The following is a 17,528-nucleotide window of genomic DNA, read 5'->3' on the forward strand; positions in this document are numbered from 1 at the left end:
ACTAGCAGTAAGATCAAAGACTAAGAACGCCACTTCCTGTGGCAACGTCTTTATGACCCACTTCCTGTGGGCCTAAAATCTGGGCGCAATATGCCAAGGCGCATTTGATCTAAGTGATAAAGGAGGATATTGTATGACAGCAGTTGTGAAAGAACCTATTTCAAAAATAGTAGACGGCAAACGTGTAATTGTTAAAAAACCTGAATTGCTTGCTCCAGCAGGTAACCTTGAAAAACTAAAAATTGCTGTCCATTATGGGGCGGATGCTGTTTTTATTGGTGGTCAAGAATATGGATTGCGTTCAAATGCTGATAATTTTACATTAGAAGAAATCGCAGAAGGTGTCGAATTTGCGAAAAAATATGGTGCGAAAATCTATGTTACAACAAATATATTTGCTCATAATGAAAATATAGATGGATTAGATGAATACTTGGTCGGACTAGAAAATGCTGGAGTATCTGGAATTATTGTAGCAGATCCACTTATTATTGAAACGTGCAAGCGAGTGGCTCCAAAGATGGAAGTACACTTAAGTACACAGCAATCACTTTCTAACTGGAAGGCTGTTCAATTTTGGAAAGAAGAGGGATTAGAACGTGTTGTTTTAGCGCGTGAAACAAGTGCCGAAGAAATAAAAGAAATGAAGGAAAAGGTCGATATTGAAATCGAAACTTTTGTTCATGGTGCGATGTGTATTGCCTATTCTGGACGTTGTACATTAAGTAATCATATGACAGCCCGCGATTCGAATCGTGGTGGTTGTTGCCAATCATGTCGTTGGGATTACGATTTATTTAAGTTGGATGAAAATGAAAATGAAGTAGCCCTTTTTGATGATAGTGATGCTCCATTTGCAATGAGTCCAAAAGATTTAAAGCTAATCGAATCGATTCCACGCATGATTGAATTAGGAATTGATAGCTTGAAAATTGAAGGACGAATGAAGTCAATTCATTATATTGCAACAGTAGTAAGTGTTTATCGTAAAGTTATCGATGCGTATAGTGCTGATCCAGATAATTTCGTCATAGATGAAGAGTGGCTTAAAGAGCTTGATAAATGTGCAAATCGTGAGACGGCTCCTGCCTTCTTTGAAGGGGTTCCTGGTGTATCAGAGCAAATGTATGGTATGCATAGTAAAAAAACAACTTATGATTTTGCAGGTCTCGTGTTAGACTATGAGAAGGAATCAGGAATTGTAACGTTACAACAGCGCAATTACTTTAAAAAAGGAGACCAGGTTGAATTTTTCGGCCCTGAAATTGACAACTTTACACAAACAGTTGATACGATTTGGGATGAGGACGGAAACGAAATAGAAGCTGCGAAACATCCATTGCAAATTGTTTCATTTAAAGTGGACAAGCATGTTTATCCAAACAACATGATGCGAAAGGGGAAGTAAGATGAGCAGAAAGCCAATTGTCATTGGCATTGCTGGGGGCTCAGGATCTGGTAAAACAAGTGTTTCCAAAGCCATTTATGAGCATTTTAGAGGCCATTCAATCATGATGATTGAGCAGGATTCCTATTACAAAGATCAAAGTGATATACCTTTTGAAGATAGATTAAGTACAAATTATGATCATCCATTGGCTTTTGACAATGATTTACTCATTGAGCATATTAAAAATCTTCTTGAATATAAAGGTATAAGAAAACCAGTTTATGACTATAAATTTCATACAAGGTCTTCTGAAGTGATCGATGTTGAACCTAAAGATGTCATTATTTTAGAAGGAATTCTTGTTCTTGAGGATGAAAGATTACGCGATCTGATGGATATTAAGCTATATGTTGACACGGACGCCGATATCCGCATCATCCGAAGAATGCTACGTGACATAAAAGACCGTGGCCGTACGTTAGATTCTGTTATCGAACAGTATGAAACAGTGGTTCGTCCGATGCATAATCAATTCATTGAACCAACGAAGAGATATGCAGACATTATCATCCCCGAAGGTGGACAAAATCACGTTGCAATAGACCTAATGGTAACAAAAATTCAAACAATTCTTGAACAAAAAGTGATTTTGTAATAACATAACAGAGAAAAAGGTGTTATGATAGTACAATCAATAAGGAAAGGAATGGTGGTAATTTTCTACCATTCCTTTCCCTACATACAATAAAGAAACAAATCGTACTACATATTTTAACTTAAAAGCAATCACAGGGGGATTGTAACGACTACAAGGAGTGAAGGGATTATGGTAGAGAAAGTATTTCCTATGACATTAGAAGGAAAGCAAAAATTAGAGCAGGAATTAGAGCATTTAAAGACAGTTAAGCGCAAAGAAGTAGTTGAGCGCATTAAAATTGCAAGAAGCTTTGGGGATCTTTCAGAGAACTCAGAGTATGACTCTGCGAAAGATGAACAAGCATTTGTTGAAGGACGTATTACAACAATTGAAAATATGATCCGTAATGCAAAGATTATTGAAGAAGACGCTGACAGTGCTGGCCGTGTTTCACTAGGAAAATCTGTGACGTTTATTGAACTTCCAGATGGTGAAGAAGAAACATATACAATTGTAGGAAGTGCAGAAGCAGACCCATTTGAAGGAAAAATCTCAAATGACTCTCCAATTGCCAAAAGCCTTTTAGGTAAACATGTTGGTGATAAGGTAACTGTTCAAACTCCAGGTGGAGAAATGCTTGTCGAAATCACTAAGATTGACTAGTATTGACATTGCACTAGGACTTTTTATAACATTTTAATATGTATAAATAGTGTGACACCTCGTCGAAACTGTAGACGAGGTGTTTTTTCTATGGCTATTAAAAGACGAGCAGTACTAATTCTGATATTCATTCTGTTAGGCTTAGCTGGATTAATGGGCAGGCTCATACAATTACAGCTAGTAAGTACAGAATCATTTACGGATCGAGATGTGAATTTAATTGAGGCAAGTGTATCGCAACGAACTCAAGAACTTGTTATTGATCAAGGCCGTGGTAGATTTATTGACCGAAATAAAAAGGCGTTAACTCATGAATATTATCCTACACTCGTGTTGTTTCCTTTTTTAAAAAACGTTGAATGGCCAGTTGAAGAAGTGGCGGATATTGTAAATATTCCTGCTTCAAAACTAAAAAATGAAATCCATGAAGCGAAAAAACCGGTTATTGTAGGTGGAGAAAGACCCATAGAATTAACGGAAACGCAAATGAATAAAATCAATAACCTCCAAATTCCTGGTGTATTTGCTGTCCATCGTCAATATGAACTCGATAGTGAAATCGCCGAACACTTAATCGGTTTAATCCGGGAAAACAGAGAGTTGTTTGAAAAACGTTATCCAGAGAAAAACTATTTACCGAAAAATACAAAGCTAGGTATCACTGGTTTACAATCTACGTTTGATGAATTTTTATTACCAGAAGGAGAGGCGAAGCTTTTATATCACGTAGCAGGCGATGGAGGACCTTTATTCGGTATTGATGTAAAGTACACGGCACCTGCAAATCCTTATTATCCAGTTGCTATTCAGACAACACTTGATCGAGACCTCCAGATGTTAACAGAAGAGATACTTGATAAGCATGATTTGAAAAAGGGTGGAATTGTTCTTCTTGATATTGAATCTAACGATTTACTTGCTATGGTGAGCAAACCAGATATAAATTCATCAAACCCATTTAGGGATGGTTCTGCTGAAAATCAAATGATTATGCCACAATTCCCTGGTTCTGTGTTTAAGACAGTCATAGCCGCAGCTACAATTGAAAATCAACAAATCTCAAACGATCGAATGTTTAATTGTGACCAAGATTTGTACGGAGAAGGGCGAGCCGAATACCCACATGGTATGCTGAACTTTCAGGATAGCTTTGCAAAAAGCTGTAATTTCACCTTTGCTAAGCTAGCGCAAGAATTAATACAAAAAGACCAAAACGTGATTGAACAGTATTCAGAAATGCTTGGTTTACTTGGACCAGTTGGTTGGAATGGGGATGTATTCCGATTTCAAGATTTTAAGCAGCTACCAAATGAATACAATGGTCGAATTTGGACGGATGAACGTGACAAAAAAGTAGCAAAAGCAGTTGCGCAAACAGCAATTGGCCAAAAGGATGTTAGAGTAACTCCATTGGGAATTGCAAATATGATGGCAACTATTGCTCGTGGCGGATCCAAAAAGGAAGTTCGTACAGTTAGTGATGTATTATATAAAAACGGAACAACTCTATTCTCATTTTCGAAACAGGATATGGACGGACCAAAAATCGCTCCTTATACGGCAAGTAAACTTCAAGAATTATTAAGGGGAGTGGTTTTATCCGGAACGGGACAAAGGTTCGTACAACTTCCCTATACTGTAGCCGGAAAATCTGGTACTGCTGAGACAGGAAAAAAACAAGGTGATGCAGTCCTTGTAAACAAATGGTTTGCAGGTTATTTTCCATTTGAAAAACCAAAGTACGCGCTTGTCGTCGTCGATTTAGAACAGCCAGGATCAAAATCTGTAACCAATACTGTTTTTTATGAAATTGTACAAGGGATATATCAATTGGAACAGGAAAAAGGTACCAATCAAAGCGACTGATAAAGAAATGTCTTCAACCTTTCTTTCACACATGCTAGAATAAGAAGATAGTTTACTGATTAATAGTCGTTTTTAGGAGGTACTATTATATGGGGTATGAGATAAACAAACTGAATGAAGGGCCTCGATCTGAAAGAAGAGCGAAAAGAAAAAAGGTAAATCGAATTTTAAATATTTTAATTGTCCTTGTGGTTGTTATGATTGTCTTTTTTGGAGGAAAATTAATTTTTGGTGATAAAAATGTTGATGATTCAGTAGCTTCCAAACAGACAAACCAACCGGCAAATGATAATGGAAAAGCTGCTTCAGATCCTTCAGACAATAAAGAGAATGAAGCAGAGAAAACTTCTGGCGAAACAAATGAACAAACGAAGGAAGACAACAAAGAAGAAACGCCTGAAGAAAATGAAGAGCAAAAAACAACAGAATCGGAAGAATCTGAAGTGATTACAGAAGGTGATCCTGAATCAAATATTGTGAAAACAATCGTTAATTCTGCATGGAAGCCTGTCGGTACTGAACAAGCAGAACCACATACAACGAACTTCACTCCTGATTCAGTTGACCGCAACGAAATGGAAATGGCTACAAGTTATGCCACTGGCTTTGACCGCTCAGATATGGTTGTGTGGTGGCTTGGCAGAAACGGTGGAAATTCGATTACTGCTACGGTTTCATCAAAAACTACAAAACAAGTACTTAAAGTATATTTAGATTGGGTTCCTAACGAAGGCTGGAAACCAACTAAAATTGAAGAATTAAAAGAAAATGACAGTGAAACCTATAAAAACTATAAAACTTCAGAACCTGATGAAGACGAACATGAATCAGATGAAGATTAAGTATACGCAGGATATTCCTGCGTTTTTTTGTGCCATTTTCTCAACTAATAATTGATAATAGCAGTATAATATGTTAAATTTAGAACAATTCATTGTTTAATTCATACTATACTTATAGGAATAATAACTAATTGCGGAGAGTGAGAAAAATGGGACGAGAATTTTTAGATGTTTTTGAAGGTTGGGCGGAATCTTATGATTCAACTGTAACCGGTCATGATGTGGAATATAAAGAAGTGTTTTCACGATATGATGACATTTTAAATGATGTTGTACAAAAATCTGGCCATGCCGTTTTGGAGTTTGGTGTTGGCACAGGAAATCTCACTCAAAAATTACTTAACAATAATAAAAAAGTGTATGGAGTGGAACCATCAAAGCCGATGCGGGAAATTGCATTAGAAAAGCTTCATAACTTTGCTTTTGAAATAGAGGATGGGGACTTTATTGTTTTCAATAGGCCAACTGCTCAGATTGATACTATTGTAAGTACGTATGCATTTCACCACTTAACTGATACCGAGAAAAAACAAGCTATTTCACAATATAGCAACTTGCTTGAAAAAGGTGGTAAAATAGTGTTTGCGGATACAATGTTTGAGAATAAACAAGAATATACAATGACGATTCATTCCGCAAAACAAAATGGCTTTCATAACCTTGCAAAAGATCTAGAGACGGAATATTACACGACCATTCCGGTATTACGTGAAATTGCAGAGCAAAATGGCTTTACTGTTGTTTTTACACGGTTTAATCATTTTGTTTGGGTCATGGAGGCAACGAAACAGTAAATACGAAAGGTGATACGTACGAATGAAGATAGCAATTATCGGAGCAATGGATGAAGAAGTAGCAATTTTAAGAGAGAAAATTGAGAATAGACAGGAAACCACAGTTGCTGAAAGTGTTTTTTATACCGGGACGCTGAATGGGTATGATGTTATTTTATTAAAATCAGGAATTGGGAAAGTTAATGCTGCTATATCTACAACTATTTTATTACAGCAATTTAACCCAGATTATGTTGTAAATACAGGCTCTGCAGGTGGTCATTTAAAAACGCTTAATGTAGGAGATATCGTCATTTCTTCAGAGGTAAGACATCATGATGTGGATGTAACTGCTTTTAACTATGAATATGGGCAAGTTCCTGGATTGCCTGCTGCATTTAAAGCAGATGAAAAGCTAATCGAATTAGCCGAAAAAAGTGCTGAAGGAATCACAGATATACAGGTTGTGACAGGATTGATTGCAACAGGTGACTCCTTCATGAATGATCCAGAGCGAGTTTCATTTGTAAGTCAAAAGTTTGGTGATCTATATGCTGTAGAGATGGAAGCAGCGGCAGTAGCTCAAGTTTGCCACCAATTTAAAGTACCATTTGTAGTAATCCGTGCTTTATCGGATATCGCAGGTAAAGAGTCTGATGTATCGTTTGAACAATTCCTCGAAACGGCAGCAGCACATTCATCAAACGTGGTTGAAAAAATAGTAGAACAGATTAATAAGTCTTTATAACTTTATTCAGGATAACTTAGATTTTTGACCATAATGATTTTTACAATATTGAATAGAGTAAGCAACAGGCTGAATATAGTTATGCCTCCGGCGGATGCCACAGATTTTCAATGGAAGATTTTCGAGCAGTAAGATCAAAGACTAAGAACGCCACTTCATGTGGCAACGTCTTTATGACCCACTTCTGTGGACCTAAAATCTGGGCGCGAATTCGTCAAGGCGAATTTGATTAAAACGGAGTGAATTAACATGCAAGTGTATCAAAATGTTCACGGGCTTATCGGAAATACCCCGATTGTTGAGATTACGAAATTTCCATTAGCTAATGGTGTTCGTCTTTTTGCAAAGCTCGAATTCTTTAATCCGGGCGGGAGTATAAAAGATCGTTTAGGAGTTGAACTTCTTCAAGAAGCTTTTGCTACAGGTCAGTTAACTGAAGGAGGAACGATTATTGAGCCTACTGCCGGCAATACTGGGATTGGACTTGCACTTGCTGCAATCAATCGTAATGTAAATGTGATTCTTTGTGTTCCTGAAAAGTTCTCAGTTGAAAAACAAGAGTTGATGAAGGCATTAGGTGCCACTATCGTCAATACTCCAACAGAGGCAGGTATGACTGGTGCGATTGAAAAGGCAAAAGAGCTTCTTAATGAAATTCCAAATTCCTATTGTCCACAGCAATTCGCAAACCCAGCGAACCCTGAAACCTACTATAAAACAATTGGACCCGAGATTTGGCAACAGCTTGAAGGACAATTAGATATTTTCGTAGCGGGAGCAGGTACTGGTGGTACTTTTATGGGGACTGCGAAGTATTTAAAGGAAAAGAAACAGTCCATAAAGACCGTGATCGTTGAACCAGAGGGCTCAATCTTAAATGGTGGTGAATCAGGTCCACATAAAACAGAAGGTATTGGCATGGAATTTCTTCCAGGCTATATGGATACATCCTATTTTGACTCGATTCATACTGTATCTGATGAAGATGCGTTCCGACGAGTGAAAGAAATAGCACGTTCGGAGGGGCTTCTTGTCGGCAGTTCTTCAGGGGCGGCCCTTCATGCCGCTCTTGTAGAGTCAGAAAAGGCACAGCCAGGATCACATATCCTAGTCATTTTTCCTGATAGTAGTGAACGCTATTTAAGTAAAAAAATATATCAAGGAGGGATTTAACGATGAAACGTAAAACGATGCTTATTCATGGAGGAGTTGGCGAGGATCCACAGACAGGTGCGGTTAATACGCCTATCTACCAGGTTAGCACATATAAACAAGAAGGAATTGGAGGCCATAAAGGCTTTGAATATTCAAGAACTGGAAATCCAACCAGACATGCACTAGAAGAATTAATTAAGGATATTGAGGGTGGAGAAAGAGGGTTTGCATTTGGCTCTGGTATGGCTGCGATTACAGCCGTAATGATGTTATTTAACAGCGGAGACCATGTCATTTTAACAGACGATGTATACGGTGGAACATATCGCATAATGACAAAGGTACTTAACCGACTAGGTATTGATTCAACCTTTGTTGATACGAGTGATCTGGACAATATTGAAGGTGAAATTCGTGAAAATACTAAAGCAATTTATATCGAATCTCCGACAAATCCTTTATTAAAAATTACCGATATTAAAGGGGCCTCAGAAATTGCAAAGAAACATAACCTCTTAACTATCGTTGATAACACGTTTAGCACACCGTATTGGCAAACACCAATTGCTCTTGGTGCTGATATTGTTTTACACAGTGCTACCAAATATATTGGTGGTCATAGCGATGTAGTAGCTGGTCTTGCAGTAGTTAACTCTGCTAAGCTGGGTGAAGAATTACATTTCGTTCAAAATTCAACTGGAGGGGTTCTTGGTCCCCAGGATTCCTGGTTATTAATTCGTGGAATTCGTACACTTGGAGTAAGGATGGAAGAGCATGAGGAAAATACGAAGAAAATAGTCGAGTTTCTTCAAGACCATCCAGCGGTTAATAAAGTATACTATCCAGGGATTGAAACACATCCAAATCACGCCATTGCTAAAGAACAAGCAAAAGGATTTGGTGGAATGGTTTCCTTTGATGTTGGCAGTGAAGAAAATGCAGATAAGCTATTAAGTAAAGTTAAATACTTTACCTTAGCGGAAAGTTTAGGTGCAGTTGAAAGTTTGATTTCTGTGCCAGCTAAAATGACCCATGCCTCCATCCCGGCAGATCGCCGTGCGGAATTAGGCATTGGAGATGGGCTAGTACGTATTTCTGTTGGATTAGAAGATGTTGAAGACTTAATCGAAGACCTAGAACAAGGCTTGCGATAAAAAAAAACCTCTGGCCCATTTATGGGTTAGAGGTTTTTTTCAGTGATTCAACTGCTAATATTTACATCCGTTACAACCTATCAAGCTATGATATTATAGGGTAGAAGTTTAATAAATTGGTAGGTGGATACATGATGGAACAAAATAAACAAATGAAGAACCTGCGTACTAAAGTCAAAGACTACACAAACTTCGGTTACATCCTTCTTGTATTAAGTGTATTTTTATATATCGGTGTTATCATTCCGGAGGGACGTTCTCCGTTTCAACTATATACAATGATGGGTTCTACACTCATTCTATTAAGCTTGTCATTTACATTTTTTATATTAGTGATTAAATATAAAAAACGTCTCGAAGAATAATAGTCCTTCACCTAAATTTTTGGTGAAGGAATTTTTTTGCAAAAAAAGTGTTTACATGTGCACCTTAATTGGTTATAATTACCACAGTAGGAAAAAATTAATGACAAAAGGAGGTCGAGTAAAATGATGAAAGTAAAAGTGACGATGACAAATATTACAACTTCATATGAAACAATCTATTCGACCAAACCGGTGATTAATTTTTAATTTTATTGATACGTTAATCATGCCACAGGTGGAATAGTACGCCTGTGGCTTTATTATGCCTATAACGCCACAGGACTCGTATACCTGTGGCCTTTTTGTGTCAATTTTTCCTACACAAGTTTTTAAATGTAAAGCTAACGAACAAAGGAGGTGAGCAAATAATGACCATCAATCTATTTTTCTTAACAATCTCAATTTCAAAACGTGAAAAGTCTATCGAGGAATATGTACATGAAGAAAAAGTCAATAAACATATGGAAGAAATGAAGGAACGCCAATATTTAATGATACGCTTATTTTAATCAACCAAAAATAAGAAAAGGAAAGGGGAATGTAAAATGTTAATGAGAAATTTTCCGATTATAGCTTGGTTATCTGTGGAGAAGGATTCCACCTAACGTACTAAAATCATAGGAGGAGTTTCGAATGCTTTCGGTACATGTGCTGATTTTTACCATTTTATTTTCAAAGAAAGATAAACAATAAATTGAAAGGAGCGCCATACGAGGCGCTCCTTTTTGCCGACTTAATTTTGTCAAATTTCTTTAACACAATGTTCAAAAGTGGATAACGTTTACACAGTTCCTAAGTGATAAAGTAAAAGTAAGAAGTACATCCTTTATGGAGGTTGATAAATATGTTTATGATCGTTATGGGAGTTGTTATTACAGCTGTTATTGCCATTGTTATTGGAACAGAGGTAAGTGTAGAACTATAAAAAATTAGAAAAAAAGTGGACTGCATAGCCTGCAGTCCACTTATACTTTATGTCCTTCTTTTTTCTTTTTCTGCGCGATAAAATTCATGGAACATTTTCATTAATGCACGCTTTTCAATCCGCGATACATAGCTTCTTGAGATACCAAGTTCTTTAGCAATTTCACGCTGGGTTTTTTCCTTCTTTAAATCAAGTCCGAACCTGCCCACAATTACTTCCTTTTCCCGGTCATCAAGGACATCAATGTATTCTTTAATCTTCTCAAGCTCCATATTTAATTGGATGGTTTCAATCACATCTTCCGTTTCAGATTTTAACACATCAATTAGACTAATTTCATTTCCTTCTTTATCCTGGCCGATTGGATCATGAAGAGAAACATCCTTTTTTGTCTTTTTTAGGGCTCGCAAATGCATTAAAATCTCATTTTCTATACAACGCGCGGCATACGTTGCAAGTTTCGTTCCTTTTCCTTGTGAATAGCTTTCGATTGCCTTAATCAAACCGATAGTCCCAATTGATATGAGATCCTCTGTGTCCTCACCTGTGTTTTCGAATTTTTTTACTATATGAGCGACTAACCGTAGATTATGTTCAATTAACACATTCCGAGCATGTTCATTTCCCTCGGCCAACAATTGTAAGTATTTCTTCTCATCAGAAGAAGATAACGGTTGAGGAAAAGCATTGTTTTTAACATAGGATACTAAAAATAATAATTCTTTTACAAAATAACCTAATGCTGCTAAAAGTCCAGACATTCGCTCACCTCCACATATATCGTAGTGTATGTATCCATATCCATTACACTACTACCCTAGGCGTTTGCCCATTTACTTAATGTTATGTAGAAAGATGCTTCCTTGTGTCTGTCCAATGTAAAAAAGCTGAGGATAGTACAAAAGAAGAACTTTTATACTCCATCAGCCTTAAAAATTTCGAGTTACTTTATAATAGTAAAAAATGGTGCGATTGCAATGATCAAAGCAAATCCAAAAACAACGATGGAACCAGGTTTATTTTTATCTTTCCAAAGAGAAATGGAAAACCCGACTGCATAGAGAGTGGTAATAGTCATCATCAAATAAATAAATGCATTCATACCTTAATCTCTTATCCTTTCATAACTTGGTAATTCCGACTGACGCCCAAATTCAGAAAAGGTGATATCGACTTTAACGCTAATATCTGCTTCAGGATAGGATTTCATCCAATCATAATCCTCCCATTCTGGGATAGTTAAAAAATGTTTTCTAGCTTCTAGGGAAAAGCCAAAGAGGTCAGCTTTGAATTCCTCCTGCGTACGTTTAAGAAGATTATTAATTCTTTGTTCAAAACCTTTTTTGATGTGATCCTTTAATTCGCTCCTTTTTTGCTCATTATCTGAATAGCTCACCATACTATGGTCTGTTAAAATTTTTGCTTGGAGAGGTAGATTCACCATGATTTTTGGTGCTTGCTTTGATACATCCATAGTTATTTGAGGGGAGTTTATTTGAATAAAGCGTGATGTAATAAAATAATTTTTCTTAAAAGGGTCTGGGAAAGAAACCAAAAAGCTAGGGTTAGTTGCTTCTTTGTTAAGCAATTGAGTTAACCTTGTCTCCTCCACTGATAATTTTCCAATCATTTGTCCCTCTTTAAAGACTGCAGAACCAAGAAATTGGGCTGGGTTAGTATCACCAGTTACATTTAAGTTTCCAGCTATGAAGTTTGCATCGATGTTTTTTTTGGCAGTCACTTTGTCTTGCTCAGTCGTAGCATAGGCAGAAATAAATAAATCTGCATCTGCTTCTGTTATTCTAAAAAAATTGTGTATCTGAGAATTTGGAATAAATCCAATTTCGGTTGCATGGTCGAACATTGTCTCAAAATATTCATGTCTTCTTGTTTCAAGCTTTGGTTTGTTTTGATCAATAAAAGTCTTTGCCTCTTCCTTCGTAACTATGATTTTTGAATCACGTCTAATTTCACGGTCCTTGGTTGCATCATACATCCAGCGAACAAAATCTTTATCTTTTGCAAGCTCCTCTGAAACAATAAAGAAGTCTAAAATGTCGTATGTAATAGCTTTCGCTATAACAGCGTTAGCGATATTTTGTGATTGAATAAAATCTGAAGCATTGAATGTAATTGTTTCATGTGTTGGTTCACTTGAGCCTCCACCTTCTTGCGTTGAACCAGCTTCTGGATTAGATATTAGATAAGTGATTTTTATAAATCCTTTTACATCTGTTTTATCAAGACCAATTCCAAGGACATAAGCTCTTTGATCAATCTCCTCCATATCCCAGCAGCCGACTAACATCAATAAAGTAAATAGTATTAAGAATGGCCTAATTTTTTTGGCTTGTTTTTTCATGTTTCAAATCCCCTCTAAGTTTTGCAACTATCCACATGACACAAGGAAGCAAAAGAAACATAGGGCTCAGAATGTTAATCAGATTTTCTCTTATCTTAAAGATTGTGAAGGTAGGCGCCTCTGGTGCAATCCCGAAAATAACAACGATTGTTGCTATAATGGGTGTTAGATATTCAAAATTTTTAATATTACATATACCACCGATAAATATGGCAATTAAATATAAATAGACTGTAAAACGAATAAATGAGGCAATTATCCAAAATGGAAAGAAAAAAGTTTCAATATTTGTTAAAAATCCTACCCTAATTAAGCGTATTAATTCTTGATAAGGATAATCAATCATTTTTAATCCCTCATAATCGAAAACAAGTAAATAGATGATAAATGAAATAGTAATCTCAATAATCACAATAGAAAATGCAATCCAGGTTCCTTTTTTATAGGCTTTTGCTGATACAAGGTAGGGAGCAATTAATCCTAAATAAAAGAATTCTACAAAAATAGATACATGGGTTGTACTCTTTTTTACTACTTCAACAATCCCTGGTCCGAAAAATGGAAACAAGAAAGAAGAGCTACTTTCTTTTAGCGATAAAATTAAGGCGATGAGCAGTGAAAATTTTATATAGAAAAGTACTAGCCATGAAACACTTCCAATATGTTCAAGGCCCTTGTTTGCGCCATAAGCACAAACAGCCATTAGCACAGTATAAATGATTAAGATAGGTGTCTCTGTAAAATACATTGTCCCAATAATATCAACATAAATGGCAGAGTCCAAAGTGAGCCCAGTAAGACCCGAAAGGACCAGAATACAGGAAAGAAAGGTTCCTAAAAATTTTCCAAATAGATGAATAATAACGTCATGTAAATTTTTATTTTTGTAGGCTGTTATGACTTTTAATGTTAAAAAAATTGGAATAATAGAAAATAACCCAATAATAATAGGTGCCATCCATAAGGCGTTACTAAGATAGTTTACGAAAATGGCTGGGGTATCATCAGAAAGCTTTACACCAACAACCAAGATTACCATAGCAACAAATTCTCTTATTCCGATTTTACCTTTAGATTGCTCCATTTTTTTATTCCTCAGCTTTTTTTATGACGTCTTTTGGCTTTAGATAACCTGGACGAATTCTTTCACTCTTTAAAATCTGTCTGATGATTGTATCCTTAGATGAAAGGTATTTTGGTGACATTGGAGATAAGTACGGAACACCAAAAGATTTTAAGGAAACCATATAAAACATCCCAACAGTAAACAAAGCAGTCATACCAAAAATACCAAATAGGCCAGCAGAAAGAATAATAATGAAACGTATAATTCTTATCGCAAAATTCATGCTTACATCACTTAGTGTAAATGAACAAAGACCACTTAATGCAACAACAATAACTACAATCGGGCTAACAATGTTCGCCTGTACAGCTGCCTGACCTAAAATAAGTGCCCCAACAATACCAATTGTCGGTCCAATAGGATTAGGGACTCGAAGTCCTGCTTCTCGAATAAGTTCGAAAGCTATTTCCATCATTAATATCTCTACAAGTGCAGGGAAAGGAACTTTTTCACGAGTTGCAGAGATAGCTAATAAAAGATCAGTGGGGACCATTTCTGAATGGTAATTCGTTACTGATACATAAATAGCTGAAGCGAAAAGAGTAATAAACAATGCACATACACGTAATACGCGGATGAAATTACCATAAAGAAATCGTAAATAATGATCTTCAGGATTATGAATAAAAGACCAAAATGTTGCAGGCAATATTAATGCAGCAGGTGAGTTATTCATTAATAACACGATATATCCGTCTTCTAAAAATGAAGACGCACGATCAGGTCTTTCAGTATACAAAAGACTAGGGAAGATTGATTTCGGTCTTTCTTCAATATATTGTTCTAATAGTGAAAGGTTTTGGATTGCATCGACATCCAATGCATTTACTCTCTCTTTTATATTTTTGACCATTTTGTCGTTTGCGAGATCCTTGATATATAGAATATAAAGTTCATTATTAGATCGTTTAGATATAGTAGATTGCTCTACGATTAAGTTTTCACTTCTAATCTTTTTTCGAATTAGTGATATATTTGTATCTACCTTTTCGTTAAAAGCCTCCTTTGGGCCCTTAATGACAATTTCATTTTCGGCTTTTTCAACGGACCTACTTTGAAAATCAGAGGTACCGATTATAAATGAATGAGGTTTACCATCAATTAGTAATACTGCATTCCCTTGATTTGCACCGTTAACAATATCTTGAATTTTGTTTACCATTGAAAATGATTGGACCTCTATAAGGTTCTGTATTTCCTTAGATGGACTTTGATTGTTAAGCAAAGGTTCGAGAATGTGATTGTTAATCAAGTCTATATCAGTAATGGTTGAAATAAACAAAAGAGCTGCTTTTTTATATAATCCACCAATCGTAAAACTATGTATTTTTACATCATTGTTTTCAGGTATTGAATAGATTATTTTTAATGTTGAAATATTGATCTGAAGATCTTGATTAATTTCCTGTTTTTTAATTTGAATATCTTCTGCAGCAGATACTTCCGGATATTGTTCGGGGTCTAGTTTATCGTTTTTAAACTTTTCTATATAGTTTTGAATTAAATTCTTCTTCATTACAAACAACTCCGGATTTTTCCTAAGTTTACCACCAAAGGTAAAATTTCATTCAAAGAGTGTAAAACGGGTGAGAAAGTCAAAAACTTCCCGAAATGATAGAAATTTTTTAAAAATCCATTTATAATGAATCATATAAATTATTTAGGGAGACTAAGTAATTAGAAGGGAGAAACAAATATGAGCACGAGTACATATGAATTAAAATGGGATTTAGACGTATTTTTCGAAGGGGGGAGCAGTTCACCTGCATTTCACTCCTTCTTGCAAGCGCTACATAATGAACTTTCAGAATTCGATGCTTTAGTTGACGCTTTTCAAGTACCAACAAATGAGAAAGATAAAGAAGAATTATTAAACATACTAAATGCTTTCCAATCATCTTTTAAAAAACTTCGCCAAGCGGGTGCCTTTGTTAGCTGTTTGACAGCACAAGATACTACAGATCGAGGCGCTACTCTTTTACAAGGCAAAACAACACAGTTAAGTGCACAACTTCAATCGGTACTTACTGCATTTGATCAAAAGCTGGTTGCAATTGAGGAAACAGTTTGGAATAAGCGTTTATCAGAGGAGCCATTAAATGAGCTATCGTATGTATTAGAAGATAGAAGAATGAGAGCAAAAGAAAAGCTATCACTTGAGCAAGAAAATCTTATTAATGCCTTAGGTGTTGATGGATATCACGCTTGGGGACAGCTTTATAATATGGTAGTTGGAAACATCAAAGTTCCATTTAAGGAAAATGGAGAAGAAAAACAACTTTCTGTTGGACAAGCATTTAACAAATTTTCAAGCTCTGACCGTAATGTCCGCAAGACGATGTTTGAGCAATGGGAAAAAGCTTGGGCTGAACATTCAGATTATATTGGAGAGTCGTTGAATCATCTTGGCGGGTTCCGTTTAAATGTGTATAAAGCACGAGGGTGGGAAAATGTTCTCCAAGAACCGTTAGATATAAACAGAATGTCTAAGGAAACGCTTGAAACCATGTGGTCCGTTATTACGGAATACAAAGCTCCATTTGTTGAGTATTTGAACCGTAAAGCAAAGGTATTAGGTCTAAATAAACTTAGTTGGTATGATTTGGATGCACCAGTAGGACAAACTGAATCAAAGGTCTCCTATCAAGAAGGTGCCGAATTTATATTAGACCAATTTAGTAAGTTTGGATCTGAGCTTACTGAATTTACCCAAAAAGCATTTGAAGATAGCTGGATTGAAGCTGAAGATCGTCCTGGTAAACGACCAGGCGGGTTTTGCACAAGTTTCCCTGAAAGCAATCAATCTAGAATCTTTATGACGTTCTCAGGAACACCATCTAATGTATCAACGCTTGCCCATGAGCTGGGCCATGCATTTCATCAGCATGCTATGGCAGGGGTTCACACGTTAAATCGTAGTTATGCAATGAACGTTGCAGAAACTGCATCCACGTTCGCAGAAATGATTGTCGCGGATGCATCTGTAAAAAATGCAAAATCAGAAGATGAAAAGCTCGCTCTTCTAGAGGATAAAATCCAGAGAAGTGTTGCGTTTTATATGAATATTCATGCTCGGTTCTTATTTGAAACAAGATTCTATGAAGAACGCAAACAGGGTATTGTAAGCACAGATCGTCTTAATGAACTTATGCTTGAAGCGCAGAAGGAAGCATACTGTGGCGCACTAGAGGAATACCATCCACAATTCTGGGCGTCAAAAATGCATTTCTATATAACTGGAGTACCTTTTTATAACTTCCCATATACATTTGGCTATTTATTCTCTTTAGGTATTTATGCAAAGGCATTAGAAGAGGGAACAGATTATGAAGAGAAGTACATTGCACTGTTAAAGGATACAGCAAGCATGAAAGTAGAAGACCTTGCTGCAAAGCACTTAGGTGTTGATTTGACGAAGCGCGACTTCTGGGAAAAAGCAGTAAAACTTTCGATAAAAGATGTCGAGGAATTTTTAGAACTGACCAAGTAATTAGAAAAGCAAAATCTGCATGGCCTTAGGCA

Annotated in this window: 17 protein-coding genes; 12 read left to right on the forward strand and 5 right to left on the reverse strand. The window is 36.3% G+C overall.

Annotated features, from left to right (window positions below):
• Window positions 1-133 precede the first annotated feature (133 nt).
• The 11 genes from NST91_RS08550 (at window position 134) to NST91_RS08600 (ending at window position 10,102) form a co-directional block, all read left to right on the forward strand.
• Window positions 134-1,408 (forward strand): peptidase U32 family protein, encoded by a 1,275-nt coding sequence (locus NST91_RS08550; RefSeq protein WP_341330783.1) that lies wholly within the window; start codon window positions 134-136, stop codon window positions 1,406-1,408.
• A 1-nt stretch (window position 1,409) separates the two neighbouring features.
• Window positions 1,410-2,045 carry a uridine kinase gene (gene udk / locus NST91_RS08555; protein ID WP_121447291.1) on the forward strand — a complete coding sequence of 212 codons (636 nt, stop codon included), beginning with the start codon at window positions 1,410-1,412 and terminating at the stop codon, window positions 2,043-2,045.
• Window positions 2,046-2,213: 168 nt separating this feature from the next.
• Entirely contained in the window at window positions 2,214-2,690 is a 477-nt protein-coding gene (greA, locus tag NST91_RS08560) for a transcription elongation factor GreA (protein WP_099352177.1), read from the forward strand.
• A 90-nt stretch (window positions 2,691-2,780) separates the two neighbouring features.
• On the forward strand, window positions 2,781-4,556 hold the full coding sequence (locus tag NST91_RS08565) for a peptidoglycan D,D-transpeptidase FtsI family protein (protein WP_341330784.1): 1,776 nt from the start codon (window positions 2,781-2,783) through the stop codon (window positions 4,554-4,556).
• 89 nt (window positions 4,557-4,645) lie between these two features.
• Window positions 4,646-5,398 (forward strand): YrrS family protein, encoded by a 753-nt coding sequence (locus NST91_RS08570; RefSeq protein ID WP_341330785.1) that lies wholly within the window; start codon window positions 4,646-4,648, stop codon window positions 5,396-5,398.
• A gap of 149 nt (window positions 5,399-5,547) precedes the next feature.
• On the forward strand, window positions 5,548-6,192 hold the full coding sequence (locus NST91_RS08575) for a class I SAM-dependent methyltransferase (RefSeq protein ID WP_341330786.1): 645 nt from the start codon (window positions 5,548-5,550) through the stop codon (window positions 6,190-6,192).
• A 22-nt stretch (window positions 6,193-6,214) separates the two neighbouring features.
• Window positions 6,215-6,919, forward strand: coding sequence for a 5'-methylthioadenosine/S-adenosylhomocysteine nucleosidase (gene mtnN, locus NST91_RS08580; RefSeq protein WP_341330787.1), 705 nt, complete (start codon window positions 6,215-6,217; stop codon window positions 6,917-6,919).
• 249 nt (window positions 6,920-7,168) lie between these two features.
• Window positions 7,169-8,092, forward strand: a complete 924-nt coding sequence (locus NST91_RS08585) for a PLP-dependent cysteine synthase family protein (protein ID WP_341330788.1) — start codon at window positions 7,169-7,171, stop codon at window positions 8,090-8,092.
• A 2-nt stretch (window positions 8,093-8,094) separates the two neighbouring features.
• Window positions 8,095-9,228: a bifunctional cystathionine gamma-lyase/homocysteine desulfhydrase gene (locus NST91_RS08590; protein WP_341330789.1), complete on the forward strand. Its 1,134-nt coding sequence runs from the start codon at window positions 8,095-8,097 to the stop codon at window positions 9,226-9,228.
• A gap of 134 nt (window positions 9,229-9,362) precedes the next feature.
• On the forward strand, window positions 9,363-9,593 hold the full coding sequence (locus tag NST91_RS08595) for a YrhC family protein (protein WP_341330790.1): 231 nt from the start codon (window positions 9,363-9,365) through the stop codon (window positions 9,591-9,593).
• Between the two features lie 368 nt (window positions 9,594-9,961).
• Complete coding sequence (locus tag NST91_RS08600) at window positions 9,962-10,102, forward strand: YrzI family small protein (RefSeq protein WP_341330791.1); 141 nt, start codon at window positions 9,962-9,964, stop codon at window positions 10,100-10,102.
• 463 nt (window positions 10,103-10,565) lie between these two features.
• Here the strand turns inward: NST91_RS08600 and sigK are convergent, their stop codons facing one another.
• From sigK to NST91_RS08625, 5 genes are all read right to left on the reverse strand, one after another.
• Window positions 10,566-11,279, reverse strand: a complete 714-nt coding sequence (gene sigK, locus NST91_RS08605; RefSeq protein ID WP_099352185.1) for an RNA polymerase sporulation sigma factor SigK — start codon at window positions 11,277-11,279, stop codon at window positions 10,566-10,568.
• A 182-nt stretch (window positions 11,280-11,461) separates the two neighbouring features.
• Window positions 11,462-11,620 carry a hypothetical protein gene (locus NST91_RS08610; RefSeq protein WP_341330792.1) on the reverse strand — a complete coding sequence of 53 codons (159 nt, stop codon included), beginning with the start codon at window positions 11,618-11,620 and terminating at the stop codon, window positions 11,462-11,464.
• 3 nt (window positions 11,621-11,623) lie between these two features.
• Window positions 11,624-12,880 (reverse strand): Ger(x)C family spore germination protein, encoded by a 1,257-nt coding sequence (locus tag NST91_RS08615; protein ID WP_341330793.1) that lies wholly within the window; start codon window positions 12,878-12,880, stop codon window positions 11,624-11,626.
• On the reverse strand, window positions 12,855-13,964 hold the full coding sequence (locus NST91_RS08620) for a GerAB/ArcD/ProY family transporter (protein ID WP_341330794.1): 1,110 nt from the start codon (window positions 13,962-13,964) through the stop codon (window positions 12,855-12,857). Before NST91_RS08620 ends, NST91_RS08615 begins: the two co-directional genes overlap by 26 nt.
• Window positions 13,965-13,968: 4 nt before the next feature.
• Window positions 13,969-15,522: a spore germination protein gene (locus NST91_RS08625; RefSeq protein WP_341330795.1), complete on the reverse strand. Its 1,554-nt coding sequence runs from the start codon at window positions 15,520-15,522 to the stop codon at window positions 13,969-13,971.
• 180 nt (window positions 15,523-15,702) lie between these two features.
• Here NST91_RS08625 and NST91_RS08630 point away from each other — a divergent pair, with 180 nt between their 5' ends.
• Window positions 15,703-17,496 (forward strand): M3 family oligoendopeptidase, encoded by a 1,794-nt coding sequence (locus NST91_RS08630; RefSeq protein WP_341330796.1) that lies wholly within the window; start codon window positions 15,703-15,705, stop codon window positions 17,494-17,496.
• Window positions 17,497-17,528 lie beyond the last annotated feature (32 nt).

The sequence above is a fragment of the Ferdinandcohnia sp. FSL W7-1320 genome, from assembly GCF_038050315.1.
In the GTDB taxonomy this organism is placed as follows: Bacteria; Bacillota; Bacilli; order Bacillales; family Bacillaceae_L; genus Ferdinandcohnia; species Ferdinandcohnia aciditolerans.

Excerpts from the sequence above, each read along its gene's own strand:
- NST91_RS08550 (WP_341330783.1), top strand. The coding sequence starts at position 134 with ATGACAGCAGTTGTGAAAGAACCTATTTCAAAAATAGTAGACGGCAAA.
- udk (WP_121447291.1), top strand. The coding sequence starts at position 1,410 with ATGAGCAGAAAGCCAATTGTCATTGGCATTGCTGGGGGCTCAGGATCT.
- NST91_RS08565 (WP_341330784.1), top strand. The coding sequence starts at position 2,781 with ATGGCTATTAAAAGACGAGCAGTACTAATTCTGATATTCATTCTGTTA.
- NST91_RS08570 (WP_341330785.1), top strand. The coding sequence starts at position 4,646 with ATGGGGTATGAGATAAACAAACTGAATGAAGGGCCTCGATCTGAAAGA.
- NST91_RS08575 (WP_341330786.1), top strand. The coding sequence starts at position 5,548 with ATGGGACGAGAATTTTTAGATGTTTTTGAAGGTTGGGCGGAATCTTAT.
- mtnN (WP_341330787.1), top strand. The coding sequence starts at position 6,215 with ATGAAGATAGCAATTATCGGAGCAATGGATGAAGAAGTAGCAATTTTA.
- NST91_RS08585 (WP_341330788.1), top strand. The coding sequence starts at position 7,169 with ATGCAAGTGTATCAAAATGTTCACGGGCTTATCGGAAATACCCCGATT.
- NST91_RS08590 (WP_341330789.1), top strand. The coding sequence starts at position 8,095 with ATGAAACGTAAAACGATGCTTATTCATGGAGGAGTTGGCGAGGATCCA.
- NST91_RS08595 (WP_341330790.1), top strand. The coding sequence starts at position 9,363 with ATGGAACAAAATAAACAAATGAAGAACCTGCGTACTAAAGTCAAAGAC.
- NST91_RS08600 (WP_341330791.1), top strand. The coding sequence starts at position 9,962 with ATGACCATCAATCTATTTTTCTTAACAATCTCAATTTCAAAACGTGAA.
- sigK (WP_099352185.1), bottom strand. The coding sequence starts at position 11,279 with ATGTCTGGACTTTTAGCAGCATTAGGTTATTTTGTAAAAGAATTATTA.
- NST91_RS08610 (WP_341330792.1), bottom strand. The coding sequence starts at position 11,620 with ATGAATGCATTTATTTATTTGATGATGACTATTACCACTCTCTATGCA.
- NST91_RS08615 (WP_341330793.1), bottom strand. The coding sequence starts at position 12,880 with ATGAAAAAACAAGCCAAAAAAATTAGGCCATTCTTAATACTATTTACT.
- NST91_RS08620 (WP_341330794.1), bottom strand. The coding sequence starts at position 13,964 with ATGGAGCAATCTAAAGGTAAAATCGGAATAAGAGAATTTGTTGCTATG.
- NST91_RS08625 (WP_341330795.1), bottom strand. The coding sequence starts at position 15,522 with ATGAAGAAGAATTTAATTCAAAACTATATAGAAAAGTTTAAAAACGAT.
- NST91_RS08630 (WP_341330796.1), top strand. The coding sequence starts at position 15,703 with ATGAGCACGAGTACATATGAATTAAAATGGGATTTAGACGTATTTTTC.